Here is a 25,858-nt window from a genome sequence, read left to right as displayed (position 1 = left end):
TCCCGGCCAGCCGGCGGTTCGCGCCGGCTGGTCTTTCAATCCTGGGAGGAGGGTTACCATGGCAGCGCAGGGTACGTCGCGCAGCGGGCTGAGCTCGGCGCTGCCGCTGCTGGCGCCGGCCTATCTCTGGCTGACGGCGGCGATCTTCCTGCCGCTTTCGGCCATGGTGTTCTTCTCCTTCATGACCGACCTGCCGCTGTCGGGAAAGCCATGGGCTTTTACGCTCGGCAACTATGCCGCCTTCTTCTCGCAAAGCCTTTACCTGACGCTGCTGCTCGCCTCGCTCAGGCTCGGCCTCGAAGTGACGCTGTGGTGCGTCATCATCGGCTATCCTGCGGCCTATGTGCTGGCCAAGGTGCTGAAGGGCCGCAGCCGCGAGGCAATCTTCCTGCTCGTGATCCTGCCGTTCTGGTCGAACGGGCTGGTGCGCATTTTCTCATGGGCGATGGTTTTGCGCGAGGGCGGCATTCTCGACACGGCGCTCAATGCGGTGCTGCCGTTCAAGATCAACATCGATCTGATGTATTCGTACCCGGCCGTCATCATCGGTCTGGTGCACTCCTACGTGCCCTACATGGTGCTGACCTGCTATTTAACGCTGCAAGCAATTGACGACTCGCTGATCGAGGCCGCTCGCTCGCTCGGCGCCTCGCGGTTGCAGGTGCTGAAGCGGGTGATCATCCCGCTGTCGATGCCCGGACTGGTGGCGGGTGCCGCGCTGATCTTCGTGCCGGTTGTCGGCTCTTTCATGGAGCCGCGCATTCTTGGCGGGCGCACCGGCACGTTCTACGGAACGATCATCGAGGACCAGTTCGTCGCAGTATTCAACTGGCCGCTGGGGGCGGCTTTGTCCTTCATCCTGCTGGCGGTCGTGCTGGTGATCCTGGCGGTTGCCTCGCCGGTGCTCAAGAGGGCCGCGTGATGATGACGACCCGCGTCCTCGAAGGGCTCGGCCGCTTCTATATCGGCCTGCTGCTCACCTTCCTCTATCTGCCGATCATCATCATGGCGCTGATGTCGCTCAACGTCTCGCCGTTCTATCAGCTGCCGTTCGAATGGACGACGGAATGGTACGCTTCGCTATGGCAGAACGACCAGCTCATCGCTGCCACCTGGAACAGCCTGGAGATCGCAGTGATCACCACCATCATCTGCGTGGTGCTTGGCTCGGCAGCATCGCTGGCGTTCTACCGCTACGACTTCCGCGGCAAGAAATTCCTGCAGGCGCTGCTGTTTCCGCCGATCGCCATTCCGTGGCTGATCACCGGCACGGCGATGCTGATCTTCTTCTTCGGCGTCGGCATCGGGCGCGGCCTGTTCGCCATCCTGCTCGGCCATGTGGCGCTGGCGTTGCCCTATGTCATCGTCGTCGTATCGGCCCGGCTGCAGACTTTTGCGCCGGAACTGGAAGAGGCGGCGCGGTCGCTCGGCGCCAATCAGTGGCAGGTCACAGCCCGCGTGACGTTGCCATGGATCATGCCCGGCGTCATCGCCGGCGGCTTGTTCGCGTTTGCCGTGTCGTTCGACCAGTTCGTCGTCTCCTACTTCCTGGCGACGCCGGGGCAGACGACGCTGCCGGTCGAAATCTATGCCGCGATCCGCAAGGGTTTCACGCCCGAGATCAATGCGGTCTCGACCATTATCATTGTCGTGTCGATGGCGCTGATGCTGCTCACGGCGCGCTTCTTCAAATTCGGCGGAGAGAAATAATGGCTGGCGTGCAGGTATCGAATGTCTCGCGCAGTTTTGGCGCGCACAAGGCGCTGGACGACGTCTCCATCGATTTTGCCGATGGCGGCTTCTATGCGCTGCTTGGTCCATCGGGCAGCGGCAAGACCACGTTGCTCAGGCAAATCGCAGGCTTCGATTTCCCTGATACCGGCCGCATCGCCATTGGCGGTGAAAGTGTAGAACACGTGCCGGTCGAAAAGCGGCGCATCGGCATGGTGTTCCAGAACTACGCACTGTTTCCCAATATGAGCATCGCCCACAATATCGCCTTCGGCCTGTCGGTGCGCGGCGAAGCGAAAGCGACGATCGCCACCGAAGTCCAGCGCGCGCTCGATCTCGTCCAACTCGGCAAGCTTGGCGAGCGCCGGCCGCACGAACTCTCCGGCGGCCAGCGCCAGCGCGTCGCACTGGCGCGCGCCATCGTTACCAAACCGCGCGTGCTGTTGCTCGACGAGCCGCTCGGCGCGCTCGACAAGGCGTTGCGCGTCGACATGCAGATCGAGCTGAAGCGCATCCAGCGCGAGATCGGCATCACCACCATCTTCGTCACCCACGACCAGGAAGAGGCGCTGACGATGAGCGATCGCATCGGCATATTGCGCGACGGCAGGCTGGTGCAGGAAGGGCCGCCGGAGGAAATCTACGACCGGCCGAAGAGCGAATTCGCCGCCACCTTCCTCGGCGACGCCAACATTTTTCGCGGCGATGCGACAGGCAACGGTATCCGCCTGCCGGACGGCACGGCGATCACCGCCGGTGTGGGCGACAGGCTTGCTGCCGGTACGAAGGCCAGCTGCGCGGTGCGGCCCGAGCGCATTCGTATCGCGACCGATGCCGGGGCTTCGAGCGGCAATGCCAACACGCTGAAGGGCCAGGTCTCCAAGCGCATCTTCGCCGGCAACAACAGTACATACTTCGTCGAGCGCGCCGGCCAAACGCTGAAGGTCATCGTGCAGAACACCGGCATCGATCGGCTGGCCGAAGGGCAGGATGTGATGCTCAGCTGGTCGCCGGAAAGCACTGTGCTGATTGCCGCAAGTTAATTCGCACTGTCACGCTGCCATGGTTCTGATGGGAATTGATGGAGCGGTCCTTGGCTGATCCGCCGGTCGTGGCGTTATATCCCTCCTCCACGGGAGGAAGATATGGCAGGCCAGGGTTTCGAGCCGGATGTGAGGGTTCGCACCAGCGAATACCGGATCGGCTGCATCGGCGCCGGCATGATCATGGCCGAATGCCATCTCGCCGCCTATGCGCAGGCCGGATTTCTCGTGGTGGCAATCGCCTCGCGGACCAAGGCCAGCGCCGAGAAGGTGGCGACGCGCTGGAGCATTGCGACCGTTCACGACACGCCCGAGCAACTGATCGAGGACGAGCGGGTCGAGATCGTCGACCTTGCCTTTCCGCCCGACCAGCAGCCGGCGCTGATCCGCCATGCGCTGAAGCAGAAGCACATCAAGGCGATCCTGGCGCAGAAGCCGCTGGCGCTGTCGGTCGAGGAAGCGGTCAAGCTACGCGACGAAGCTGCCAAGTCCGGCAAGATCCTCTCGGTCAACCAGAACATGCGCTACGACCAGTCGATGCGTGTCTTGAAGCAGATCATCGACAGCGGCGCGCTGGGCGAGATCGTCTTTGCTCAGATCGACATGCATGCGATCCCGCACTGGCAGACTTTCCTCGCGGACTACGACCGGCTGACGCTTGCCAATATGAGCGTGCATCATCTCGATGTGCTGCGCTTCCTGTTCGGCGATCCCTCGGAGATCACCACGCTGACGCGCAAGGACCCGCGCACGGCGTTCGACCATTCCGACGGGATTACCGTGTCGACACTGCGCTTTCCCTCCGGCGTGCTCGCGGTGTCGCTGGAGGATGTCTGGTCCGGCCCGCGCCAGGAGGGCTACGAGGACGACCAGCACATCAATTGGCGCGTCGACGGCACCAAGGGTGTCGCCAAGGGCACGATCGGCTGGCCGAAAGGTTTGGCCTCGACGCTGACCTATGCTTCGACCGAGGCGACCGGCGGCAAGTGGGTCAGCCCGAGCTGGGAGACGATGTGGTTCCCGCACGCCTTCATCGGCGTGATGGAACAGTTGCAGCATGCGGTGAAGACGGGCACGCCGCCGGCGCTATCGGTCGCCGACAATGTCAGGACGATGGCTCTGGTCGAGGCCGGCTATCGCTCGATGGCGGAAGGCCGCACCGTAAAACTGTCCGAAATATCGATCGACTGAACATTTCTTGCCACCGAATAGCGTGGCGGCTGAATCGCTTACGGGGAGGAGTTCACATCATGATGCAGGCAGGGATCTTCACCGGCTATTTCCCCTATGAGCTCGCGGAGGCCGCAAGACGCATCCGCGGGCTCGGGTTCAACACGGTGCAGCTCGATCTGCATTTCAGGGATATCGATCTTACAGCCGGGCAGATCACCAGGGACAAAGCCAGGACGGTGCGCGACACGTTCCGCGACCACAATCTGCCGGTCTGCTGTCTCTCGGGCTACACCAACATCATCCATCCCGATAAAGCCGAGCGCGCGAAGCGGGTCGGTTATCTCAAGGAGATCATCCGCAACGCGCGCGATTTCGGCTCGCCCTATGTGATCTCCGAGACCGGCACCTACAACACCGAGTCCGACTGGGTGCATCACCCCAAGAACAAGACCGAGGAAGGGTTCGAGGAATGCCGCAAGGTGATCTCGGATCTTGCCCAGACCGCCTATGACCATGGCGCGGTGTTCCTGCTCGAAACCTATGTCAACAATGTCGTCGGCTCGGTCGAGGAGACGGTGAAAATGTTCGCGCAGGTCGATCACCCGGGCCTTGGCCTGTTGATGGACCCGACCAACTATTTCGAGGCGCACAATATCGACCGCATGGACCAGGTGCTGAACCAGGTGTTCGACACGCTGACCGACAAGATCAGGATCGCGCATGCCAAGGATGTGAAGCGCTCTGGGACCGACAAGACGGAGAAGCATGCCGATATCGGCGACGCCGACGCACATGAGGGGCTGACCTTCCGCGGTGTCGGCGAGATCGAATTGCCGGCGCCCGGCTTGGGCTCACTGAACTATGACCTTTACCTCAAGCGGCTCAGCGAAAAGCATCCGAACATTCCCGTCATCATCGAGCACCTGACCGAGGATGACGTGCCGCGCGCTAAAACATTTCTCGACGGGAAATTCCGCGCCAACGGTCTGTAGGGATCGGGCGGGAGGTGACGATGGCGGTCAAGACAAAACGCGATTACAGCCTGGTCGGCGAAAGCACGCGCCGGGCGATCGAAACCGGATTGGCGTCGGCCGAGTGGTATCACACCGACGTGCCGCGCAAAGCGATGAAGGAGCTGATGCAGCGTTCCGATGGTCCGGCGATCCGCACCACGGTGATCTGGATCGGTGCGATCCTGGGCTCGGGCGCCGGCATCGTCTGGTTCTGGGGCACATGGTGGGTGGTGCCATTCCTGCTCGTCTATGGCGTGCTCTATGGTTCGTCGAGCGATTCGCGTTGGCATGAATGCGGCCATGGCACGGCTTTCCGCACGCGCTGGATGAACGATGTCGTCTACGAGATTGCCAGCTTCATGGTGGTGCGCAATCCGGTGCAATGGCGCTGGAGCCATGCCCGGCATCACACCGATACCGTCATCGTCGGGCGCGATGCCGAGATCGCTGTCATGCGGCCGCCAAACCTGATCAAGGCGGCGCTCGCCTTCACCGGCCTTCTCGATTTCCGCTATTCGCTGCCGATCCTGGTGCGCCAGGCGTTCGGCAAGCTGTCTGACGATGAAAAGAGCTACATTCCGGAAAGTGAGCAGGGCAAGGCCATCATGGCGGCGCGCTGGCATGTGGCCATCTATGCGGCGGCGATTGCCGCCGCGATCGCGCTAAAATCATGGCTGCCGTTGGTGTTGATCGGCCTGCCACGCCTCTATGGCAGCTGGCACATGGTGCTGACCGGACTGCTGCAGCATATCGGGCTGGCCGACAATGTCGTCGACCATCGGCTGAACACCCGCACCGTCTACATGAACCCGGTCAGCCGCTTCATCTACTGGAACATGAATTATCACGTCGAACATCACATGTTCCCGATGGTGCCCTATCACGCGCTGCCGAGGCTGCACGAACTGATCAAGCACGATCTGCCGGTGGCGAACCCGTCGATGTGGCATGCCTACCGCGAGGTCTGGCCGGTGCTTTTGAAGCAGCTGCGATACGAGGACTATTTCCTCAAGCGCGAATTGCCGCCGACGGCTCGGCCCTATCGTGGCGAGTTTCACGAGGTCGATATGTCGGCGGCGGCGGAGTAGCCGCTGCCTATGAACCCAGCTATCCGGCCTGTCTCGTGGCCGGTAAGGTGATCGGGAAAATCAATTCCAGCAAACAGGGACATAAGATGAGCCGAAAGAGACCGACGGTGGCCGATTTACGCGCCATGAAGGGCAAGCGCCAGCTAACCATGCTGCGCGTGCTGACCATGGATGAGGCCGAGGCCGCCGAGCGGGCAGGGGTAGACATCGTCTCGGTGCCGCCGGAGCTGGTGCTCAACCCGCAATACCGCGATGCGGCGCCCAGCCTGTTCACCATGCCGGGCGAGAATTTTTACGAGATCGGCACGGCGGACGATTTTCTGCGCTGGGCCTTCCGGCTCTACAAGGCCGGCGCCGACGCGGTCTATTGCAGCGCCGGCTTCGCCACCGTGAAGCGGCTTGCCGACGATGCCATCCCCGTCATCGGCCATGTCGGTCTCATTCCGTCGCGTGCGACCTGGACCGGCGGTTTCAAGGCCGTCGGCAAGACCGCCGACACCGCCATGCAGATCTTCGAGGCGGTCAAGCAGTATGAGGCCGTCGGCGCGCTCGGCGCGGAGATCGAAGTGGTGCCGGTCGAGGTGGCGAAGGCGATCTCGGAGCGCACCTCGCTGATCATGCTGTCGATGGGCGCGGGCACCGGCTGCGATGCGCAATACCTGTTCGCCGACGACATACTCGGCCAGAACAGGGGCCACATGCCGCGCCATTCCAAGGTCTATCGCAATTTCGCAGCCGAATATGACCGCTTGCAAGCGGAGCGGGTGGCGGCGTTTTCCGAATATGTCGCCGACGTCAACAGCGGCGCTTATCCGGAAGACAAGCATGTGGTGCGCATGGACCCGGCCGAGCTCAGCCAATTCATGAAAAGGGTGGATGAAAAGGCCTGAACTCGCCGATCTGGCCTGGTCGCTGTTACGCCCGCCAACCGCCGTTGGCGAGCGAGGCGTAAAGCGGCTCGGCGTCCGGGCCGAGCGGCCTGTCTTCCCTGAGGCTTGCCACGTGCGCGCGCACCGCCGCATGGATGACTCCTGTCGCCGGCGCCAGCGTCAGGCCTTCGCGCAAATCGACCGCCTGTGCTGCCGCCATCAGCTCAAAGGCGATCAACCGTCGCCACAGGCCGATCATGCCGGCGCTTTTCGTAACAGCGAGCAGCGTCTGCGTCGCATGGTCCTCGACGCCTTCCGAGACCGGCAGGAAGTCGAGCATCACGGGATTGGCCTTGTGGCGGATGGCGGCGAGGATCGCCGTGACTGTCTTTTGCAGCGGCACGAAGCCGGCGGACGCGCCGCCGATTGGCGACAAATATTTGGGCAGGCCGTTGCGGCCGGAGCCGGTGAGTTGGACGAAGCGTGCGGCCGTTGCGGCTGAGGCCTGCGCGATGGCGAGGCCAAGCGTCTCGAAAGCGAGTGCCATCGAGGCGGTGTGGAAATTGCCTGTCGACAAGACCAAATTGTCCTCTCCGAGTACCAGCGGATTGTCGGCGGCGGCGTTGAGCTCGATTTCTACCGCAAGCCTTGCATTGTCGATCGCCTGGATCAGCGCGCCGTGTATCGACGGCATGCAGCGGACCGAAAGCGGATCCTGCAAGGTGGTGGGCGGCGGTTGCTCGTCGCGGGCGAGCAGATCGCGTAGCTCCTTTGCCGCAAGCTGCTGGCAGGCCGCCGGACGCGCCAGATGCAGACGCGGATCGAGGATGGTGCGGTTGGCGCCAAGTGCCTCCATCGTCAGTGCGCCGGCTTGCTGCTGTTGTTCAAAGGCTGAGAGGGCATCAGCGAGCGCCAGTGCGCCGGCGCCCGTCGAGACCGCCGAAGCATTGATCAACGACAGTCCGTCTTTGGGCGCCAGGCTGACCGGCGCCAACCGCGCCATCATCAACGCCTTTGCGGAAGGCATGCGCCGGCCTTGGTAGTCAGCCTCGCCCTCCGCAATCAGCGTGCGGGCTATCGCGGTCATCAGCAGCAGGTCGCCGGCGCCGATTGAACCTAGAGACGGCATCACAGGATGCACGCCCGCATTGAGCGCGTCGACAAGGGCGGTCAAAACAGCCGGCGAAATACCCGAACCGCCAACCGAGAACATCGCGGCGCGCGCCAGCATTGTTGCCCGCACCGCCTCTTGCGGCAGCGGCTCGCCGACAGCGCCGCTGCGGCCTTCCAGCAGCTGGCGCTGGAAGGCACTGGCATCGCCTTCGACCGTGGTGCCGAGATTGGCGCCGAGCCCGGTGTTGAGGCCGTAGATCTGCTGGCCGGACGCTGCGGCCTGGTCAAGCACTTTGCGGGCTTTGTCGAGCCTCTCGATGACGCCGGGCCCGACCTCGACCTTGCGGCCGCCACGGGCGACGGCCGCGACATCCTCGACGCTGATGCCGGCGCCGCTGAGGACGAGCGCGCTCATGCGAAGCGCAGCCTCTGGCCTATGCCCTTGTCTGTGGCCTTGGCCAGCATTGCCTTGCCCAGCGCAATGTCGGACAGCGATAGGCCGCGATGCCAGAACAGGATGGTCTCGTCGTCACTCTGCCGGCCCGGCTTGAGGCCGGCGGCGATCTGGCCGAGTTCGGCATGCAGCGTCTCTTCGCTCAGCCGTCCGGTCTCGACATGGGCGCGCAGCGAGCCGAACTTGCCGCCCTTGCACTGGCCCCAATCGTCGACGACCATTTTCTGCATGATGTCGGTCAGCGACAGCTCGACCGCGCTCATCGTACCATAGGGCACGACGAAAGCGCCGGGTTTGATCCATTGGGTCTTGAGTAGCGGCTGCGGCTCCGAAAGCCGCGAGGCCTCGACGACGATGTCGGCGCCTTTGACGCAGCTCTCCCAGTCGGCGACCGCGGTGACTGTCTTGCCGAGATCGGCTGAAAGTTTGGCGGCAAAGCCGTCGCGGCTTTCCGGGCGGCGCGAATGGACGCGGATCTCGTCGAAATCAAAGAGATGATCGAGCAGGCGCACGTTCCAGTAGGCGGTGCCGCGCGCGCCGATATGGGCAAGCACCTTCGAGTTCTTGCGCGCCAGATGCTTGGCGCCGATGGCGGTGACGGCGCCGGTGCGCATGTCGGTGATGACGGTGGCGTCAAGGATGGCGCGCGGCGTGCCGGTGCGCGGATCGAACAGGTTCAAAATGCCGAATTCCGAGGGCAGGCCGTGCAGATAATTGTCGACATAGTCGCCGACAATTTTCACGCCGGCCGCATCGAGCGGCGCGACGTAGCCGCGCAGCACGTTGAAATGGCCGTGGAAGGAGGGATCAGGCTCGAGATGGACGCGCGGCTCGATCACCGTCTGGCCGTTGCCTTGCGCGACCAGTCCAGCCTCGACGGCGGCAATGATTTCGCCGTCGGTCATATCAAGGGCTTCGATATCGAGGGCATTGAGGTAGTCGATATAGATCGGCTTCATGCAGGTTCCTTGCCGCTAAGGCGCTAATCCATAACAGGCCGCGCGCCGACACGGAAGTTTGTTGGCTAGGCTCTGGACTGGGCCAGCCATATGCTGTTCAACGCGGTTCGTCATGACTGCCGTTCCCGACACCGAAGCCTCCACCGAGACCGCCAGCAATGCGCGGCGGGTGGCGCTGATCGTCGCCATCGCGTTTTTCATGCAGTTGCTGGATTCGACGATCATCTCGACCTCGCTGCCGCAGATGGGCCAATCCTTCGGCGTGCCGGCGGTGGCGATGAGCATCGGCATCACCGTCTATATGCTGACCATGGCAGTGTTCGTGCCGCTGTCGGGCTGGCTTGCCGACCGCTTCGGGGCGCGCAACATCTTCCTGCTGGCGATCGTGCTGTTCACGCTGGTCTCGCTCGCCTGTGGCTTCTCGCAAAGTCTCCCTCAATTCGTCGCTGCCCGGGTCGTGCAGGGCCTGGGCAGCGCGCTGATGACGCCGGTCGGGCGTATTCTCGTGCTTCGCAATGCGCCGAAGTCGGAGCTGCTCAATGCCACGGCGCTGATCACCTGGCCGGCGCTGTTCGCGCCTGTCGTCGGGCCGGTGCTCGGCGGCTTCATCACCACCTATCTCTCCTGGCACTGGAATTTCTTCATCAACATCCCGCTTGGGCTGATCGGGCTGGCGCTGGTCGCCCGGTTCATTCCAAGCGATCGCGAGGCCGATCCCAAGCCTTTGGACTGGCCGGGATTTTTCCTGACATCGCTGGGGCTCGCGCTCCTGCTCTATGGCCTGGAGCGGATCGCGCATCCCGAGGATGGCGCCTTGCCAACGGTGGTGCTGGTTGCGGCGGGCATCGTCATCGGATGGCTGGCGGTTCGGCATCTCCGGCGCGCGCCGCATCCGCTGCTCGATCTCTCCGCGTTCAAGGTACTGACCTTCGCCATCTCGACGCTTGCCGCCGGCACGATCTTCCGTGTGGCGATCAACGCCACGCCGTTCCTGCTGCCATTGCTGTTCCAGGTTGGTTTCGGGCTTTCGCCCGTCGATGCCGGCCTGATGATCCTGGCCTATTTCCTCGGCAATCTCGGCATGAAGACGGTGACGACGCCGACGCTGCGGCGCTTTGGTTTCCGTTCGGTGATGGTCGTCAACGGCCTGATCGCCTCGGCCTCGATCATGGCCTGCGCGGCGATCTCGCCCGAGACGCCGCAGGCGCTGGTGGTGGCGTTGATGCTGGTCGCCGGCCTGTCGCGCTCGATGCAGTTCACCGCGCTGAACACGCTGGCCTTCGCCGACATCGACGCGGCGCAGCGCAGCTCGGCGGCGACGCTGTCTTCCATGCTGCAGCAAATAGCGATGCTGTTCGGTGTCGCGGTGGCGGCGGCGATACTCAACGTGTCGCAGATCATGAGGGACCGGCCGGCGCTCGACCTCGTTGATTTTCGCATCGCCTTTGTTGTTATCGGCACCATCGGGCTGGTGGCGGCGTTGCGGTTCCTCGTGCTGCCGCCCGGTGCGGGCGCCGAGGTCTCCGGCCACGCGACGCAGGGTTGACGTTCAGACATTCTCAGCTGTGGAATAATTTGTTGCCGGAACGAGCAAAATTCAAAGTGCGGCAAATGGATTAGTGGCGTTTGCTCCTGATTCATCCCGTTCGCAGACCCAGATGAAAGGAACCGCCATGGCCACCACAAAACTTCTCAGCGACGCCGAGGTCGAGAAAATCCCGGTCGCCAAGGCGGTGTTCGATGACATCCGTGCGACGCGCAAATCGGATTTCGTCAACAATTTCTGGCGCGGGCTGGCCAATGATCCAGCCTTGCTGAAACGGACCTGGGAACAGGTGAAGGTGGTGATGGCCACTGAAAGCGCCATCGATCCGCTGACCAAGGAGATGATCTACATGGCGGTGTCCACTGCCAATGGCTGCTCTTACTGCGTCCATTCGCACACGGCAGCCGCACGCGCCAAAGGCATGACCGATGCGCAGCATGGCGAACTGGTGTCGATCATCGGGCTGGCCGGGCAGACCAATCATCTGGTGACGGCCATGCAGATCCCGGTCGATCCTGAGTTTGAAGTGAAGTGAGGGGCGCTCCTCCAGGGCCAGGATTTCATGGACAAAACGATCAGATTTCCAATTTCGCTCGCCGGCTACGAGATTGAAGGGCTAATTGGAAACGACGCGCCGCGGCTGGTGCGGCTTTATCAGGCTTGCTCGGATTACGTCTTGCTGGAGCGAGGCGAGCTGCCCACTGCCGACAGCGCAAGGGAGGAGTTCGAAAGCTTTCCGCCCAACCGGACGGAGGCCGACAAGGTCGTGTTCGGATTGAAAGCCGTCGATGGTGAGCTTGTAGGCCTGCTGGCCTGCGACAGGGACTATCCGCACGCAGGGTGCTGGTGGATCGCCTTGCTGATGATCGACAAGGCCCTTCGCGGGCAAGGAGTGGGGCAGGCTCTCTGCGACGGCTTTTTCAGGTGGCTGAAATCACAGCATGTGGAACGGGTGGAGCTCGGTGTGCTCACAGAAAACGAGCACGGGCTTCGGTTCTGGCAGAGGCAAGGCTTCGAACCTGTGCGGATGGCAGGCCCGGTCAGCTTCGGCGCCAAACGGCATATGGTCCAGGTTTTGGGCAAGCAGTTATGAGCCGCTAAACTGGCCGGTACACCTTTTTCGCCGTGTTCCAGAAAATATCCGCCTCTGCGGCCGCGCCGTGCTTTGCTACTGCCGCGCGGTGCGCCTTGATCAGCTCGGCGTGGCTGGTCCAAAGTTTCTCAATCGGGAAGTTCGAGCCGAACATCAGGTGGTCGCTACCCAGAATGTCGATCGCATTGTCGACGATGTAGGCGATCAGATCCGGGTCGTTGCGGTGCACGAAGGTGCCGAGTCCCGACAGCTTGGCGTAAAAATTCGGCGCGGCTGACAGCGTGCGCAGGCCGGCTTTCCAGGCTTCGGTCGTCTCCGGCTCCATGCCTGTCAGCATGCCGGCATGGGTGAGGATGAAATTGGTCTGCGGGTTCTCGCCGACCAGCGTCAGCCCGTCCTTCATCTGGGCGGGAAAGAGCTGGAGGTCGAACGACAGGCCATAGTCCTTCAGCCACGCCACATTGGCCCGCACCTTTGGGTCGATGACCTGGTCGGCCGAGGCGGCGAAGCGGAAGGCCGGCGTCTCATGCCAGTGCAGCTGCATACGCACGCCGCGCAGCAGGGGGTATTTCATCAGCCGGTCGATCTGGTGCCGGACGTCGTCCACGGCCATGTCGGCATAGCCAACAATGGCATGCGGCCAGCCGGTTTCATCAGCGGTCTTCTGCAGGAAGGCGACCTCTTTTTCGAAATCCTCCTTGGCCCAGTTGGTCTGGACATAGACCGCCTTTTCGACGCCGGCGCCTTTCTGGTCGTCGAGAAACTCCGTGATCGGATAGTCGCGGCGGATCGGCTCGTACGGCCCGAAGATACGCGGCACCATCGGACCGACCAGCCAGGGCTGATCCTGCTGGCGCCAGATGTGGAAATGCGCGTCGATGGCTTTCTGCATCACGATACCCTTTTCCAGATTGTCGATGCCGCCGGGGCAGGGCGGGCTAGCGACAGGATGAAATCGGTGAGGCTGTTCAGCGACGAGCCGTCGATGAGATCGTCGAGGTCAGGCAGGATGGCGCGCAGCGCCGCTGTAGCCGGCTGGAAGCGCGGATCGCCGGCCAAAGGTGTTGCCAGCGAAAGCCGGAAGGCGCGGGCGCTCAGGCGGCGTATCGCGGTTTCGAGATCGGCATGGTCGCCGCGTTCCAGCGCATCCGACAGGATGACGACTGCAGCACCGCGCGCGAAGGCCGAGAAGCGCGGCACCGAGAGAAAGGCGAGCAGCGTCGGCCCCATGCGCGTGCCGCCGTCCCAATCGTCGACCAGTGCAGCGGCGCGCGCCAGCGCCTGGTCACGATCGCGGATGCGCAGTGCCGAGGTGATGCGGGTGAGCCGCGTGCCGAAGGTGAAGACTTCCGCGCGGTCGGCGCCTTGCACGGTCGCATGCGCCAGTTTGAGATAGTCGGCGGTATGCAGCTTCATCGAGCCGGAGATATCGATCAAGAGCAGCAGCTTGCGCGGCACGGTCTGGCGGCGGCGAAGCTGCGGCGAGGGGATGTCGCCATCGGCGCTGACGATTTCGCTGAGCGAACGGCGCAGGTCGAGCGCGCCGTGCGAACGGGTGCGCATAGTGCGGAAGGAGCGGCGCGCGGGCAGCGCGCAAGCGAGCTTGTGGCGGAAGGGGACAAGGCCATCATCGTCGCGCTGGAAGTCGCGGCTGCTCAGCTGTTCGATCGCCGACGACAATTCGCCACCTTTGTCCTGGTGCGTGGTCTGGTTGTTTTCCTCGCGCGTGCCGTGATCGTCATTGATGCGGGTTTCTTCGTCTTCTTCGCCTGCGATCGAGGGTCTGGCGTCGCCATAGAAATGGCTGCGGAAATGCGCGTCGAATTCGCCGCGGCGGTCGGGTGAGGGCGCGAGCGTTGCGAGCGCCGCCTCGCGGATGTCGGCCATGGAGCGCGGGCCGAGCAGGGTAACGGCCTGCATGAAGCTGGAGACTTGCTCGGGTGCGATGGGAAAGGCGTGGTGGCGCAGCAAGCGGGCGAAGCCGAGCAAGGGTTCGGCGGCGCGGGGCAAGCTCTCCTCGCGCCGTTTACGGGGAGAGGATGCCGGCAGGCAGGTGAGGGGTAGCGCCACCTTCTGCCCACCATGGCGCCGCCCCTCATCCGCCCCTTCGGGGCACCTTCTCCCCGTAAACGGGGCGAAGGGGTCGTTGAGGTCCCGGCTCACGCCAGCGCCTCCTCGACAATCCGGCCTAGCTCCGGCGTTATCACGGACAAATCCTCCTCGTCCTTGATCAGCACGCCGATGGCGAGGCGGAAGGCTTCTGGCCACGGGCTGCCGCCCTTCTCCAATATGGTGGCGGCATTGGTCCACTCTACGGCCTCGGAGATGCCCGGCGGCTTGGCGAGCGGGCGGCCGCGGATCTCCTGCACGGCATTGGCGACCGCACGCGCGGTGGACTCGGCGACAGCGCCGGCGCGCAGCATGATGATCTCGGCCTCGCGCGCGGCGTCGGGATAGCCGATCCAGTGATAGACGCAGCGCCGGCGCAATGCTTCGGCGAGTTCGCGGGTGCGGTTGGAGGTCAGGATGACGATCGGCTGCGCTTCGGCGCGGATGGTGCCGCGCTCCGGGATGCTGATCTGGAAATCGGAGAGGAATTCGAGAAGCAGCGCTTCGAATTCATGGTCGGAGCGGTCGATCTCGTCGACCAGCAGCACGCGCTGCTCTGGCGCTCGCAGCACTTGGAGCAACGGCCGGGCGATCAGGAAACGGTCGTCATAAATGTCGATCTCATGCTCGCCGGCATGGCGGATGGCGAGCAGCTGGCGCTGGTAATTCCATTCGTAGAGTGCGTGTGCTGCGTCGATGCCTTCATAGCATTGCAGCCGCACCAGATCTCGCCCGAGAGCTTCGGCGATGGCCTTCGCCGCTTCCGTCTTGCCGACGCCGGGCGCGCCTTCGAGCAGCAGTGGCTTGCCGAGCCGAATGGCGAGGAAGATGGCGGTGGCAAGACTGTCGTCGGCGAGATAGCGCGAGGCGGCGAGATGCTGCGCCACCGCCTCCGGTGAGGTCGCGACAGTCTCGGCAGTCACCTCCGGCATTTCCAGTCCTCAGCTCGCCGCTTGCGCCTTGAGCGCGCGCAAAATGCGCTCCGGCGTGATCGGCAGCGTGTCGATGCGTACGCCGACGGCGTCGAAGACGGCATTGGCGACAGCGGGTATCTGCGGGTTGGCGCACATTTCCCCCGGCCCCTTGGCGCCATAAGGGCCGTCCGCCGATGGGCGTTCCAGCACGATGACCTCGGTCTCTGCAAGGTCGCCCGGCCCCGGCATCAGATACTGGTTGAAGTCGGTGCCGCCATGGTCGCGGTTGGGATAATAGGGTTCGGTGGTTTCGTAGAGCGCATGGCTGATGCCCATCCAGGAGCCGCCGACCAGCTGCTGCTCGACCATTTTCGGGTTCAGCGCGCGGCCGATCTCGAAGACATTCTTGACGGTCAGCACAGTCACCTCGCCGGTCTCGTCATCGACCTCGACCTCGGCCACCGTGCAGGCATGGGCGTAGCAGGTCGAAGGCTTCATCGCGCCGGTTTCCTTTTCCGGATAGGAGCGCGGGATCAGGAACATGCCGCGTCCCGAAATCGAGCGGCCGCGCTTGAAATGCGCCGACAGCGCGACGTCGAAGATCGAAATCGACTTTTGCGGCGCGCCCTTGACCAGGATGTTGCCTTCGCCATCCGTCTCGAGGTCGGAGGCGTTCACTTCCAGCTCTTCCGCGGCCACTTCCAGCATCACCTGGCGGGCTTCCTTGGCCGCCTGGATGACGGCATTGCCGGCGCGATGCGTGCCGCGCGAGGCGAAGGTGCCCATGCAGTGCGGACCGGTGTCGGTATCGGCGGTGTCGATGATGACGCGGTCGGTGGGCACACCTATCGTCTCAGCGCAGATCTGCGCCATGATCTGCTTCAGGCCCTGGCCGAGATCGACGGACGATAGCGTCACCATGAAATTGCCGGTCGGCGTCGAATGCACCAGCGCCTGGGTCGGATCGCCGCCGAGATTCATACCTGTCGGATAGTTGATCGCGGCGACGCCGCGTCCGCGCCGGATCGCCATCTCAGGCTCCCTTCTTGTAGGAGGACATCGCCATGTATTTTTCGGCCACCGGCCAGTTGGCGGCGCGCGAGGCCTCCTGCATGCACTCGATCAGCGCCGCGCCTTCGGTCGGCTGGCGATGCGCCTTCATGTCGCCGTCGCGATAGGCGTTGATAAAGCGGAATTCGAGCGGGTCCATGCCGATCAGCCGCGCCAGCTTGTCCATCTGCACCTCCAGCGCAAAGTCGCCGATGGTGACGCCGAAGCCGCGCATGGCCGACGAGGGCGTGCGGTTGGTGTAGACGCAGTAGGTGTCGATCCACACATTGGGGATCGTATAGGGCCCGGGATAGTGCGCAGCGCCCTTTTGGGCGCCATAGGGCGAGTGGCGCGAATAGGCGCCGGCATCGGTGTAACCGGTCACTTTGCGCGCGACGATGCGGCCATCCTTCATCACGCCGTCCTTGATGACGACCTTTTCGGCCGCGCGCGGTGACGAGATCTGCATTTCCTCTTCACGGCTGTAGATGAAACAGACCGGTCGTCCGGTTAGTTTGGCGCCGAGGATGGCAATCGGCTCGACGATGACATCGACCTTGCCGCCAAAGCCGCCGCCGACCGTGCCGCCGACGAAATGCAGCTTCGAGCCCGGCATCTGCAGGATGATCGAGGCGTTATCGAGGGTGAAGAACATCGCCTGCGTATTGGTGTAGCAGGTGAAGCGGTCATTGCCTTCGGGAACCACGACGCAGCCGGTGGTCTCGGTCGGCGCATGCTCGATCGGCGAGGATTGGTAGCTCTGCTCGAGGATATGGTCGGCCTCGGCAAAGCCTGCCTCGACATCGCCGAAGCGCACCTTGCGGCATTCGCCGCTGTCATAGAGATAATAGTTCTGGCCGTGATATTCGTTGACCAGCGGTGCGCCGGGTTTCAGCGCCTCCTCCATATCGAAGACGGCCGGCAGCACTTCGTAGTCAACCTTGACCTTGGCGGCGGCTTCCTGCGCCGCGCGTTCGGTCTCGGCCAGTACCGCCACCACGGCCTCGCCCTTCCAGCGCACCTTGCCATCGGCCAGCACCGTCTCGTCCTCTGGGCCGATCTGGATCAGGATCAGGATGGTGTAGACATTGTGCGGCACGTCCTTGGCGGTGAGGATTTTCACGACGCCCGGATGCTTCTCGGCTTCGGACGTGTCGATCGAGCGGATGCGGGCATGGTGATGCGGGCTGCGCACCATTTTCAGATGCAGCATGCCGGGAACGTTGCGGTCGGCGAAATAGGCGGTTTTCCCGGTGACATGGCCCGGCGAATCCAGCCGCGGCCGCCCCTGGCCGATCTCGTGCAGGCCGTCCTTGCGCTGATCGGCGAAATAGCTCTTGCGCAGTTCCATTCTCTTGGTCCCCTCAGAGCATGATGCCGAAAAGTGTGAGGCGGTTTTCGGACGACATCATGCTCTATCTCTTTGATTTAGAGCCGGATTCAGATTTCAGGTCGATTCGACCTGAAATCATCCGGCTCTAGGCGGCGTTCTGCGAATTGGCGCGCGCCGCGGTCAGCACCGCCTGGATGATCGGTTCGTAACCGGTGCAACGGCAGATGTTGCCGGACAGCGCCTCGACGACATCCTCGCGGCTCGGATTGGGCGTGTGGTCGAGCAGCACCTTGGCAGCCATGATCATGCCCGGCGTGCAGAAGCCGCATTGCGTGGCGAAGGCATCGAGGAAGGCGCGCTGCAGCGGATGCAGAACGCCGGCTTCAGCGAGGCCCGATGTCGTGGTGATGCTAGAGCCGCTGCAGGTTTCGGCCAGCGTTAGACAGGAGAGTTTCAGCTCGCCGTCGATGATGACCGAACAGGCGCCGCACGTGCCCTGATGGCAGCCGCCTTTCGGCGAGGTGTCGCCGATTTTGTCGCGCAGCGCATGCAGCAGTGTCGTGCCGCCCTCGACGAATTCGGCCTTCTCGCTGCCGTTGAGCGTGAACTGAACCGGAACCTTTGCCATGTTTTCCTCCCAGCGCGCCTGCCCGATTGATCGGACAGACGCGCGCCCCCCTAGCGGTGGTTAAGTAAGCAGCAGACGACCGAGATGGACCGGCAGGACCTCGGCGCGATACCAGGCGCTGGCGACCGGGTCGGTGATCGGCGAAGTGCCTTCACCTGCCGCAGCCAGTGCTGCTGCGATGCCGTCCCGGTCAAGCCGCCTGCCGATCAGCGCCTTTTCCGCCGCGCGTGCACGCGTCGGCCGGTCGGCCATGCAGCCGAGCGCGATCCGCGCCGAGGATATTGCGCCGTCGCCGGCCTGTTCGAGCGCGGCGGCGATGCTCAACACCGAGACGCCCTTGGGCTTCACCCGCGACACTTTCAGGAAGCGGAAGCTCTCGGCCTTCGGCAGCGCGAAGCTGACTGAGGTGACGATGGCGTGGTTGTCGTCCCGCTTGACCAAAAAATCCCCAATCGGCAATTCCCCATCATCGGTGCTGACGGTCGCATCCAGCGCCAGCAGCGCAACCGCGAAATCACCATAGGGCGCCGGCGCGAACAGATTGCCGCCGACCGTTGCCATGTTGCGGATCGCGGGGCCGCCGACGGCGCGCGCCGCTTTGGCGATGGCGCCGAGCTGCGGATGGCGGGCGATGGCCGCCATGGTCACGGAGGCGCCGATGCGGGCTTTGCCGCCGGCGATCTCGATGGCCGAGAGCGAGGGATCGGTGGAGCGGACAAGGCTGGTGACGGAGACATCGCCTTCATTGGTGGCGCGCACAACCAGCGTGCCGCCGCCGAGATAGCGCGAGCCGGACGCCTTCAGCGCTGCGTTGGCGTCCCCGACGGTCGGAAAGGTCTGGAGGGCAAGTGCCATGGCAGGCTCCTTGGTTCAGCTTTCGCCGGAAAAATGGCTCTTCAGCGCATTGAAGCCGCCCTGGAAGACATTGGCGCCCATGCCGGCGGCGATCTTGTCGGCCTCTTCGGGCGCGGCGTCGAAGCTCGCAGTCCATTCGGCATAGGTGCGGTCGCCATCGGTCACGCGGCGCAATTGCAGCGTCGCCTTGTGATTGGTCAGCGGCTGCGGCGTCTCCAGGATGGAGTAGCTGACGCGGAAATTCTCGTCGGAGAAGTCGAGCAGTTTTTCGCGAATACGGGCGCCGCTGGCGAGCTCGAAATTGCGCACGCAGCCGATGGTGCCGGCGTCCTTGCCGTCCTCGATATGGCTTTCCACCATGCGCGGATGCCAGCCCGGCAGGCCGTTGAAGTCGCGAATGCGCGCCCAGACCTTCTCGACAGGCGCGTCGATGACGCTGGATATGGTGACATCAACCATGAGCTCGTTCCCTAGCAATCGAATCTACATTCAAGGTAGGGCAGCGGCCGGTGCCGCGCTTATCAATGGGTCTTGCGGCCCTATCAAGGAGTCTGAAAAACGAGCGGCTTGCTCAGGCCATGGCCCGCGCCGCCTCGCGGTAAAGCGTCGGCGGCACTCCGACATGGTCGCGGAAGAAGCGCGAGAAATTGCCCTGGGTGGTGAAGCCGAGATTGCAGGCGACCGAGATCAGCGGCTCCTGCGACCACTGCAACTGCCGCACGGCTTCCTCCATGCGCAGCGTGTTCCAATAGACATTGGGCGTCAGATTGGTCTGTTCCTTGAACAATGCGAAGAAATGCGGCCGCGACAGGCCAACGCTGCGGGCGACGTCATCGAACGAAATACGCTCGCAGACATTGGCCTTCATCAGCTGGATCGCCTTGCGAACGCGGAAATCCTGCATTGTGTTGATGCGAATGCGCCCCTCTTGCGGCGCCGAAGCGTCGGCGGCATCAAGCACGCTATCGATGAAGCGCTCGATCTCGTAATTGGCGACGTCGTCGATGCTTTCATTGTCGCTCAAATGATCGAGCAGATTGGCGGCGGCCTGGTGCAGCCAGGGTTCGAGCGTGATCGCGGCCTGGGCAAACAGCGGCGCCGACGACGGCAGGTCGCGGCGCCGGCGCGCCCAGTCGGGATCGATGTAGAAGGCGAGGAACAGGCCGGGCCTGCCATTCTGCGACAGAACATGGCTGTGCGGCTGGTAGGAGTTGATCCCCGCGGCGGTGCCGGGTCCCAACGCCACCGTCTCGCGGCCGATGGTCATCTCGCCGGCCGTGCCTTCCAGCCAGATGATGATATGTGCCTCGACATGGGCATGGGTGACGAAGTCGCTGGCGACATTCAGGACAGAAACATGTCCGAACCGGCCCCAATAGAGCCTGATCGCGTCCGTCATGGGTATATCCTCCCGCAGACGACTGGCCTCCCTTCGCCTGCACCCGGGATTGTGCGGCTGAGTTCGGGCTCCCGTCAAGGCGCGGGGCGAAAGCAGGCCCTAGCTATCGGATGTTGCTGCGGATTTTCAGACTGAGCGATAGGTACCGAAACCAACAGCGGTCGCCGCCTCCTAGTTCTGAAAGGCCGGCTCCGCCCCTCATTGTCCTGCCGGTCAGCCCCCTTCTCCCCGTCACTATACGGGGAGAAGGTGCCGGCAGGCGGATGAGGGGCGGCGCTAGCCTTGGCCGAGAAATCCGTCCATCAAACCGAAGCCGTCATACCGCCGTCGACATAGAGCGTGTGGCCGTTCACAAAGGATGATGCGTCCGACGCCAGGAACACTGCGGCGCCGATCAGCTCGTCGACATAACCCCAGCGACCGGCAGGCGTGCGCTTTTCCAGCCAGGCGGAGAATTCCTGGTTGTCGACCAGTGCCTGGTTCATTTCGGTACGGAAATAACCGGGCGCGATGGCGTTGATCTGAAGCCCATATTTCGCCCAGTCGGTGCACATGCCACGGGTCAAATTGCGGATCGCGCCCTTGGTCGCCGTATAGGGCGCGATGTTGGGCCGGGCGAGTTCGCTCTGCACCGAGCCGATGTTGATGATCTTGCCTTTTCCGCGCCCGATCATGTTGCGGGCGACTGCCTTGCCGGCATGGAAGGCGCCGGAGACATTGGTCTTGAACAGCCGCTCCCATTGCTCCTCGGGAAAATCCTCGAGCGGGGCGCGAAACTGGATGCCGGCATTGTTGATCAGGATGTCGATCGGACCGATCTCGGCCTCGATGCGGGCGACATCCGCATCGACGGCGCGAAAGTCCGTCACGTCGAAGGTCGAGGCGTGCGCCGTGAAGCCGGCATCACGCAAACCTGCCACCGCATTGGCAACCTTGCCGGCATCGCGGCCATTCAGCACGACACTTGCGCCATGCTCGGCAAGGCCGCGCGCCAGCGCCAGGCCGATGCCTTGGCCGGAGCCGGTTACCAGCGCCAGCCGCCCGTCGAGGCTAAACAGGGATTTCGATGTCAAAGCAATGGTTTCCAGCGGAAGGTTCAGTCATTGCGCCTGAAGTTGCGGATGCGGTCGAACAGCACCGCAAGCAGGATGGCGCCGCCGATGAACACACCTTGCCAGAAGGCATTGATGCCGAGCAGACCAAGGCTGTTGCGGATGACTTCGATGAGCGCAGCACCGACTATCGCGCCGAAGGCCGTGCCGACGCCGCCGGCCAGATTGGCGCCGCCGATGACGGTGGCGGCGATCACCTGCAGTTCCATGCCGGTGCCGAGATTGGTGGTGACGGCGCCCAGCCACCCAGTCTGGACGATGCCGGCAATGCCGGCCGCCAGCGCCGAGATCATATAGACGGCAACCTTGATCTGCTTGACGGGAACGCCGGTCAGCGTCGCCGCGTGCTCATTGCCGCCAATGGCAAAGATGTGCCGGCCGAATTTGGTCCAGCGCAGCGTGAAGCCGGTGATCAGCGCCAGAAGGATCATGTAGAGCACCGGATTGGCGATGCCGAACACCCAGGCGCCGCCGCCCAGCGCCAGAAGCTTGTCGTGGTCCGGGCCGAACTGGAAGACGACGGTGTTGTTGGAGGCGACCATGGCAAGGCTGCGCGCGATCGACAGCATGCCGAGCGTCACCACGAAAGGCGGAAAGCCGAGATAGGCGATCAAAATGCCGTTGAAGGCGCCGATGGCGAGCGCGGTGGCGATCGAGGCGAGGATGCCGATTTCGATCGAATAGCCGGCATGCATGGTGACGGCCAGCACCATCGACGACAGGCACAGCACCGAGCCGACCGACAGATCGATGCCGCCGGTGATGATGACGAACGTCATGCCGAGCGCGATAATGGCGACGAAGGTGATGTTGCGGGTGATGTTGTAGAGGTTTTTCTGCGTCGCAAAAGCGTCGGTGGCAAACGACAGGAAAATGCAGGCGAGGATGACGGCGATCACCACCCAGAAGGTCTGGCTGGCGAACATGCGCGAGAAAAAGCTGTGCTGTTTCTGCGCGATCGTCTGGTCAAGCGTGACTGCCATTGTCGACATTTATCCCCCTAATCAGACCTGTTCGATCGCGCCGGTGATCAGCCCGGTGACTTCCTCGGGCGAACTGGATGCGATCCTCTTGTCGGCGACTTTCCTGCCGCGCCGCATGACGATGACGCGATCGGCGACGTCGAAAACGTCGGGCATGCGGTGGCTGATCAGCACCACGGCGATGCCCTGGTCGCGCAGATGGCGGATCAGGTTCAGCACTTCGGCGACCTGGCGGACCGAAATTGCCGCCGTCGGCTCGTCCATCAGCACGATCTTGGCCTGCGACAGCATGGTGCGGGCGATGGCAACCGCCTGGCGCTGGCCGCCCGACATCTGCTTGACCAGGTCGCGCGGCCGCGTCTCCGATTTCAGTTCGGCAAAAATCTGCCCGGCGCGCTTGTACATGGCGGCATAATCGAGGATGCGGAACGGGCCGACGCCCCGGCGCAATTCGCGGCCGAGATAGACGTTTGCTGCGGCGGTCAGATTGTTGCACAGCGCCAGGTCCTGGTGGACGATCTCGATGCCGTGCTGGCGCGCCTCCACCGGCTTGTGCAAGATCAACTCCTTGCCGTCCATCTGCATCGAGCCGTGGCTCGGGCGGAAATTGCCGGCGATCATCTTGACCAGCGTCGACTTGCCGGCGCCGTTGTCGCCCATCAGCCCGACGACCTGGCCCGGCTCGATGGACAACGAGACGTCGTTGACCGCCTGGATGGCGCCGAAATGTTTCGAGATGTTGGTGAGTTCGAGAACCGCCACCAGCCTTCTTGCCTCCCCGTTACTTGGATCTGGGATGACGTTTGGTTGAAACGTCATCCAGGTCCAACACTTTGTTGTTGGAGCATGATCTCTTCCGAAAACCGGTTCCCACTTTTCGGGATCATGCTCAGACCGCCGGTTCTGCCCGCGGCCTCGCTCGCCCAGCTCCTCCCGGGACAGCGATGTTGAATTCCATTTACGCAAATGACTGCACGGGCGTCAATCGGCAGGCGGAATCTAAAAATCCGTTTTGTAGGACAAATACCATTGACGTTGGCCACAAGCCGATATTAGCTGGAGGGCGGAGGAGTAACCTGCCGACCCCGTGCCGGTTTGCGTGTGGGGTCAGCAGGAATGCATCGGTGCCAGCCGGCCTCTTTTCGAACCGGCTGACCGAAATGAAATGCTTATCGACCTGGCTTGCCGACAAGAGCGCTCGCATAGCGACCCTCTGTCACCGTATTCCGGGTTGGTTCGTGTGGCGGGCACGTCGTGTCCGTCTGTTTCCAAGGGAGGACTGATATGAGGAAAACAGTTTTGCTTGCCGCCGTCGCCGCCATGGCGCTGGGCGCCGGGCCGGCTTTGGCCAAGAAGCAGCTCGTCATCGTGGTGAAAGGTCTCGACAATCCGTTCTTCGAGGCCATCCACCAGGGCTGCGAGAAGTGGAACAAGGAAAACGCCAGCTCGGAGTATGAGTGCTTCTACACCGGCCCAGCGTCGACATCCGACGAGGCCGGCGAGGCGCAGATCGTGCAGGATATGCTGAGCAAGGCCGACACGGTGGCGATGGCGATTTCGCCGTCCAACGCGCCGCTGATCGCGCAGACGATCAAGACCGCCAATCCGACGATCCCGATCATGACCGTGGACGCCGACCTGGCCAAGGAAGATGCAGCACTTCGCAAGACCTATCTCGGCACCGACAATTACCTGATGGGCAAGAAGATCGGTGAGTACATCAAGAAGGGCAAGCCGAACGGCGGCACGATCTGCACCATCGAAGGCAATCCAGCGGCCGACAACATCCTGCGCCGCGCGCAAGGCATGCGTGATGCGCTGTCGGGCAAGGAAGGCCTGGCGGCACTCGCCGGCGAAGGCGGCTGGACTGAAGCCGCCGGCTGCCCGGTGTTCACCAATGACGATGGCGCCAAGGGCGTGCAGGCGATGACCGATATCCTCGCCGCCAACCCGAAGCTCGACGCCTTCGGAATCATGGGCGGCTGGCCGCTGTTCGGCGCCCCGCAGCCCTATCGCGACCTGTTCGGGCCGCTCAAGGACCGCATCGCCAGCAATGATTTCGTCATTGGAGCCGCCGACACGATCGGCGACGAAGTGGCGATCGCCCGTGACGGTCTGGTCACGGCGCTGGTCGGTCAGCGGCCGTTCGAAATGGGCTACAAGGCGCCGTCGGTGATGATCGATCTCATCGAAGGCAAGGCCGTCGCCGATCCGGTGTTCACCGGCCTCGACGAATGCACGAAGGATACGGTCGACACCTGCATCCAGAAATAGCCAGCGATACCGGGGGCGCCCTTTCAGGGGCGCCCCGTCATTTTCCTCAGGGACAAGGACAGGCAACATTGTCGGGGCGGCAAGCTCCGGCTTTGACGGGCTCATGCGTCTTGCTTTCGGCGAAGGGCACGGACAATTCCGGACGGGTTCCCTGCGACAAATTGCCGATGCCGAAGATGCCGGACGACAGACCAAGAAGGCGATCCGCCACGATTGATGTGCCCGCCGGCCCGGTTGCCACCGCTGTTCGACGACCGGATACGGCCTGGCCCCCTGGCTCCAGTGTACACGCCTCGCTGGCCAACGAGATCGGGCTTCGGATCGTGCGCGGCGACTATCCGCCAGGCGCCATCCTGCCAAACGAAGCCAAATGGGCGGAGATGTTCAACGTCAGCCGCTCGGCGGTGCGCGAAGCCATCAAAATGCTGATGGCCAAAAGCCTGCTGGCTTCACGGCCCAAGATCGGCAGCTGGGTCGAGCCCAGGGAACGCTGGAACCTGCTCGACCGCGATGTGCTGGCCTGGTATGCGACTGGCCCGGACCGGGAGGCGTTCCTGCGCACGGTGCAGGAGTTCCGTCACATCATAGAACCGGAAGCCAGCGCCTTTGCCGCGATGCGACGCAGCGACGAGCAGATGGCCGAGATCAGCCAGGCCTGCCGGGAAATGGGCGAGGCGCTGAGCCTGCAGCAGCGTATCCGCGCCGATACGCGCTTTCACCTCACGATCCTACGCGCCTCCGGCAACGATCTTTTGGTGCCGCTCGGCGTGCTGATCGAATCGGCGCTCGACCATCTCTTCGTCTTCACGACCATACAGGTCAGCGACCAGCAGCACGCCCAGAAGCTGCACGAAGCGATCGAGAAGGCCATCCGCCTGCAGCGGCCCGACGCGGCCCGCAACGCGGTGCGAAAGTTGCTGGCCAATACGGATGAGGGGATCGGCAAGGCGCGGCGGTGAGGCAGCGCGACCTCCCCCCTTGTGGCAGGGCTATCGCATATGAGTAAAGAGGTCATAGAAGAAGTCTTTGCTCCAGTTTGCCCTTCGCATCTTGCTGGCGATAGGTTTGTCGAGCGGATGGGCAGCCAAGATGTTTTGCGCGAGCCTTCGGATGACAGCC

26 protein-coding genes are annotated in these 25,858 nt (G+C 63.2%); 12 read left to right on the top strand and 14 right to left on the bottom strand.

Annotated features, from left to right (window positions below):
* Positions 1-58: 58 nt before the first annotated feature.
* The 7 genes from AC04SG_RS01640 (at position 59) to AC04SG_RS01610 (ending at position 6,938) form a co-directional block, all read left to right on the top strand.
* A complete protein-coding gene (locus AC04SG_RS01640; RefSeq protein WP_488549659.1) occupies positions 59-922 on the top strand; it encodes an ABC transporter permease in 864 nt (287 codons plus the stop codon).
* Positions 922-1,710, top strand: coding sequence for an ABC transporter permease (locus AC04SG_RS01635; RefSeq protein ID WP_488549862.1), 789 nt, complete (start codon positions 922-924; stop codon positions 1,708-1,710). The genes AC04SG_RS01640 and AC04SG_RS01635 overlap by 1 nt, the downstream gene beginning before the upstream one ends.
* Entirely contained in the window at positions 1,710-2,774 is a 1,065-nt protein-coding gene (locus AC04SG_RS01630; protein WP_488549658.1) for an ABC transporter ATP-binding protein, read from the top strand. Before AC04SG_RS01635 ends, AC04SG_RS01630 begins: the two co-directional genes overlap by 1 nt.
* A gap of 102 nt (positions 2,775-2,876) precedes the next feature.
* Entirely contained in the window at positions 2,877-3,965 is a 1,089-nt protein-coding gene (locus AC04SG_RS01625; protein WP_488549657.1) for a Gfo/Idh/MocA family protein, read from the top strand.
* A gap of 59 nt (positions 3,966-4,024) precedes the next feature.
* Entirely contained in the window at positions 4,025-4,939 is a 915-nt protein-coding gene (locus AC04SG_RS01620) for a sugar phosphate isomerase/epimerase family protein (RefSeq protein WP_488549656.1), read from the top strand.
* Positions 4,940-4,959: 20 nt separating this feature from the next.
* Positions 4,960-6,048 (top strand): fatty acid desaturase family protein, encoded by a 1,089-nt coding sequence (locus tag AC04SG_RS01615; protein ID WP_488549655.1) that lies wholly within the window; start codon positions 4,960-4,962, stop codon positions 6,046-6,048.
* 86 nt (positions 6,049-6,134) lie between these two features.
* The gene (locus AC04SG_RS01610; protein ID WP_192259435.1) at positions 6,135-6,938 is read left to right on the top strand and encodes a 3-methyl-2-oxobutanoate hydroxymethyltransferase; all 804 of its coding nucleotides are present in this window, start codon (positions 6,135-6,137) and stop codon (positions 6,936-6,938) included.
* 25 nt (positions 6,939-6,963) lie between these two features.
* Here AC04SG_RS01610 and AC04SG_RS01605 read toward each other — a convergent pair whose 3' ends face one another.
* Together AC04SG_RS01605 and AC04SG_RS01600 are read right to left on the bottom strand one after the other, a co-directional pair.
* Positions 6,964-8,445 carry an HAL/PAL/TAL family ammonia-lyase gene (locus AC04SG_RS01605; RefSeq protein WP_488549654.1) on the bottom strand — a complete coding sequence of 494 codons (1,482 nt, stop codon included), beginning with the start codon at positions 8,443-8,445 and terminating at the stop codon, positions 6,964-6,966.
* The gene (locus AC04SG_RS01600; RefSeq protein WP_488549653.1) at positions 8,442-9,443 is read right to left on the bottom strand and encodes an ornithine cyclodeaminase family protein; all 1,002 of its coding nucleotides are present in this window, start codon (positions 9,441-9,443) and stop codon (positions 8,442-8,444) included. Before AC04SG_RS01600 ends, AC04SG_RS01605 begins: the two co-directional genes overlap by 4 nt.
* 112 nt (positions 9,444-9,555) lie before the next feature.
* On the opposite strand from AC04SG_RS01600, the gene AC04SG_RS01595 reads away from it, so the two are divergent.
* From AC04SG_RS01595 to AC04SG_RS01585, 3 genes are all read left to right on the top strand, one after another.
* Positions 9,556-10,989 carry a DHA2 family efflux MFS transporter permease subunit gene (locus AC04SG_RS01595; protein ID WP_488549652.1) on the top strand — a complete coding sequence of 478 codons (1,434 nt, stop codon included), beginning with the start codon at positions 9,556-9,558 and terminating at the stop codon, positions 10,987-10,989.
* A 127-nt stretch (positions 10,990-11,116) separates the two neighbouring features.
* Entirely contained in the window at positions 11,117-11,524 is a 408-nt protein-coding gene (locus tag AC04SG_RS01590; RefSeq protein WP_488549651.1) for a carboxymuconolactone decarboxylase family protein, read from the top strand.
* A gap of 27 nt (positions 11,525-11,551) precedes the next feature.
* On the top strand, positions 11,552-12,082 hold the full coding sequence (locus AC04SG_RS01585; RefSeq protein WP_488549650.1) for a GNAT family N-acetyltransferase: 531 nt from the start codon (positions 11,552-11,554) through the stop codon (positions 12,080-12,082).
* 4 nt (positions 12,083-12,086) lie between these two features.
* Here AC04SG_RS01585 and AC04SG_RS01580 read toward each other — a convergent pair whose 3' ends face one another.
* From AC04SG_RS01580 to AC04SG_RS01525, 12 genes are all read right to left on the bottom strand, one after another.
* Complete coding sequence (locus AC04SG_RS01580) at positions 12,087-12,974, bottom strand: amidohydrolase family protein (protein ID WP_488549649.1); 888 nt, start codon at positions 12,972-12,974, stop codon at positions 12,087-12,089.
* Positions 12,974-14,092, bottom strand: coding sequence for a vWA domain-containing protein (locus AC04SG_RS01575; protein WP_488549861.1), 1,119 nt, complete (start codon positions 14,090-14,092; stop codon positions 12,974-12,976). Before AC04SG_RS01575 ends, AC04SG_RS01580 begins: the two co-directional genes overlap by 1 nt.
* 149 nt (positions 14,093-14,241) lie before the next feature.
* A complete protein-coding gene (locus AC04SG_RS01570; RefSeq protein ID WP_488549648.1) occupies positions 14,242-15,123 on the bottom strand; it encodes an AAA family ATPase in 882 nt (293 codons plus the stop codon).
* A 9-nt stretch (positions 15,124-15,132) separates the two neighbouring features.
* On the bottom strand, positions 15,133-16,137 hold the full coding sequence (locus AC04SG_RS01565; protein WP_488549647.1) for a xanthine dehydrogenase family protein molybdopterin-binding subunit: 1,005 nt from the start codon (positions 16,135-16,137) through the stop codon (positions 15,133-15,135).
* A 1-nt stretch (position 16,138) separates the two neighbouring features.
* Positions 16,139-17,506, bottom strand: a complete 1,368-nt coding sequence (locus AC04SG_RS01560) for a xanthine dehydrogenase family protein molybdopterin-binding subunit (RefSeq protein WP_488549646.1) — start codon at positions 17,504-17,506, stop codon at positions 16,139-16,141.
* A gap of 127 nt (positions 17,507-17,633) precedes the next feature.
* Positions 17,634-18,116: a (2Fe-2S)-binding protein gene (locus tag AC04SG_RS01555; RefSeq protein ID WP_488549645.1), complete on the bottom strand. Its 483-nt coding sequence runs from the start codon at positions 18,114-18,116 to the stop codon at positions 17,634-17,636.
* Positions 18,117-18,176: 60 nt separating this feature from the next.
* On the bottom strand, positions 18,177-18,971 hold the full coding sequence (locus AC04SG_RS01550; RefSeq protein ID WP_488549644.1) for an FAD binding domain-containing protein: 795 nt from the start codon (positions 18,969-18,971) through the stop codon (positions 18,177-18,179).
* A 15-nt stretch (positions 18,972-18,986) separates the two neighbouring features.
* Entirely contained in the window at positions 18,987-19,430 is a 444-nt protein-coding gene (locus AC04SG_RS01545; RefSeq protein WP_352559855.1) for an SRPBCC family protein, read from the bottom strand.
* Between the two features lie 112 nt (positions 19,431-19,542).
* Positions 19,543-20,370 carry a helix-turn-helix domain-containing protein gene (locus tag AC04SG_RS01540; protein ID WP_488549643.1) on the bottom strand — a complete coding sequence of 276 codons (828 nt, stop codon included), beginning with the start codon at positions 20,368-20,370 and terminating at the stop codon, positions 19,543-19,545.
* A 302-nt stretch (positions 20,371-20,672) separates the two neighbouring features.
* Positions 20,673-21,443, bottom strand: a complete 771-nt coding sequence (locus tag AC04SG_RS01535) for an SDR family oxidoreductase (protein WP_488549642.1) — start codon at positions 21,441-21,443, stop codon at positions 20,673-20,675.
* Between the two features lie 23 nt (positions 21,444-21,466).
* A complete protein-coding gene (locus AC04SG_RS01530; RefSeq protein ID WP_112560280.1) occupies positions 21,467-22,465 on the bottom strand; it encodes an ABC transporter permease in 999 nt (332 codons plus the stop codon).
* Positions 22,466-22,486: 21 nt separating this feature from the next.
* On the bottom strand, positions 22,487-23,227 hold the full coding sequence (locus AC04SG_RS01525; protein WP_112560281.1) for an ATP-binding cassette domain-containing protein: 741 nt from the start codon (positions 23,225-23,227) through the stop codon (positions 22,487-22,489).
* Positions 23,228-23,749: 522 nt separating this feature from the next.
* On the opposite strand from AC04SG_RS01525, the gene AC04SG_RS01520 reads away from it, so the two are divergent.
* Together AC04SG_RS01520 and AC04SG_RS01515 are read left to right on the top strand one after the other, a co-directional pair.
* On the top strand, positions 23,750-24,739 hold the full coding sequence (locus AC04SG_RS01520) for a sugar-binding protein (RefSeq protein WP_203278765.1): 990 nt from the start codon (positions 23,750-23,752) through the stop codon (positions 24,737-24,739).
* Between the two features lie 176 nt (positions 24,740-24,915).
* Positions 24,916-25,698, top strand: coding sequence for a FadR/GntR family transcriptional regulator (locus AC04SG_RS01515; RefSeq protein WP_192259406.1), 783 nt, complete (start codon positions 24,916-24,918; stop codon positions 25,696-25,698).
* Positions 25,699-25,858 lie beyond the last annotated feature (160 nt).

The organism is Mesorhizobium sp. CNPSo 4684 (assembly GCF_057784315.1).
The sequence above is the reverse complement of the archived record's forward strand: the minus strand, read 5'-3'. Positions and strand labels throughout refer to the sequence as shown.

Excerpts from the sequence above, each read along its gene's own strand:
- AC04SG_RS01640 (WP_488549659.1), top strand. The coding sequence starts at position 59 with ATGGCAGCGCAGGGTACGTCGCGCAGCGGGCTGAGCTCGGCGCTGCCG.
- AC04SG_RS01635 (WP_488549862.1), top strand. The coding sequence starts at position 922 with ATGATGACGACCCGCGTCCTCGAAGGGCTCGGCCGCTTCTATATCGGC.
- AC04SG_RS01630 (WP_488549658.1), top strand. The coding sequence starts at position 1,710 with ATGGCTGGCGTGCAGGTATCGAATGTCTCGCGCAGTTTTGGCGCGCAC.
- AC04SG_RS01625 (WP_488549657.1), top strand. The coding sequence starts at position 2,877 with ATGGCAGGCCAGGGTTTCGAGCCGGATGTGAGGGTTCGCACCAGCGAA.
- AC04SG_RS01620 (WP_488549656.1), top strand. The coding sequence starts at position 4,025 with ATGATGCAGGCAGGGATCTTCACCGGCTATTTCCCCTATGAGCTCGCG.
- AC04SG_RS01615 (WP_488549655.1), top strand. The coding sequence starts at position 4,960 with ATGGCGGTCAAGACAAAACGCGATTACAGCCTGGTCGGCGAAAGCACG.
- AC04SG_RS01610 (WP_192259435.1), top strand. The coding sequence starts at position 6,135 with ATGAGCCGAAAGAGACCGACGGTGGCCGATTTACGCGCCATGAAGGGC.
- AC04SG_RS01605 (WP_488549654.1), bottom strand. The coding sequence starts at position 8,445 with ATGAGCGCGCTCGTCCTCAGCGGCGCCGGCATCAGCGTCGAGGATGTC.
- AC04SG_RS01600 (WP_488549653.1), bottom strand. The coding sequence starts at position 9,443 with ATGAAGCCGATCTATATCGACTACCTCAATGCCCTCGATATCGAAGCC.
- AC04SG_RS01595 (WP_488549652.1), top strand. The coding sequence starts at position 9,556 with ATGACTGCCGTTCCCGACACCGAAGCCTCCACCGAGACCGCCAGCAAT.
- AC04SG_RS01590 (WP_488549651.1), top strand. The coding sequence starts at position 11,117 with ATGGCCACCACAAAACTTCTCAGCGACGCCGAGGTCGAGAAAATCCCG.
- AC04SG_RS01585 (WP_488549650.1), top strand. The coding sequence starts at position 11,552 with ATGGACAAAACGATCAGATTTCCAATTTCGCTCGCCGGCTACGAGATT.
- AC04SG_RS01580 (WP_488549649.1), bottom strand. The coding sequence starts at position 12,974 with ATGCAGAAAGCCATCGACGCGCATTTCCACATCTGGCGCCAGCAGGAT.
- AC04SG_RS01570 (WP_488549648.1), bottom strand. The coding sequence starts at position 15,123 with ATGCCGGAGGTGACTGCCGAGACTGTCGCGACCTCACCGGAGGCGGTG.
- AC04SG_RS01565 (WP_488549647.1), bottom strand. The coding sequence starts at position 16,137 with ATGGCGATCCGGCGCGGACGCGGCGTCGCCGCGATCAACTATCCGACA.
- AC04SG_RS01560 (WP_488549646.1), bottom strand. The coding sequence starts at position 17,506 with ATGGAACTGCGCAAGAGCTATTTCGCCGATCAGCGCAAGGACGGCCTG.
- AC04SG_RS01555 (WP_488549645.1), bottom strand. The coding sequence starts at position 18,116 with ATGGCAAAGGTTCCGGTTCAGTTCACGCTCAACGGCAGCGAGAAGGCC.
- AC04SG_RS01550 (WP_488549644.1), bottom strand. The coding sequence starts at position 18,971 with ATGGCACTTGCCCTCCAGACCTTTCCGACCGTCGGGGACGCCAACGCA.
- AC04SG_RS01545 (WP_352559855.1), bottom strand. The coding sequence starts at position 19,430 with ATGGTTGATGTCACCATATCCAGCGTCATCGACGCGCCTGTCGAGAAG.
- AC04SG_RS01540 (WP_488549643.1), bottom strand. The coding sequence starts at position 20,370 with ATGACGGACGCGATCAGGCTCTATTGGGGCCGGTTCGGACATGTTTCT.
- AC04SG_RS01530 (WP_112560280.1), bottom strand. The coding sequence starts at position 22,465 with ATGGCAGTCACGCTTGACCAGACGATCGCGCAGAAACAGCACAGCTTT.
- AC04SG_RS01520 (WP_203278765.1), top strand. The coding sequence starts at position 23,750 with ATGAGGAAAACAGTTTTGCTTGCCGCCGTCGCCGCCATGGCGCTGGGC.
- AC04SG_RS01515 (WP_192259406.1), top strand. The coding sequence starts at position 24,916 with ATGCCGGACGACAGACCAAGAAGGCGATCCGCCACGATTGATGTGCCC.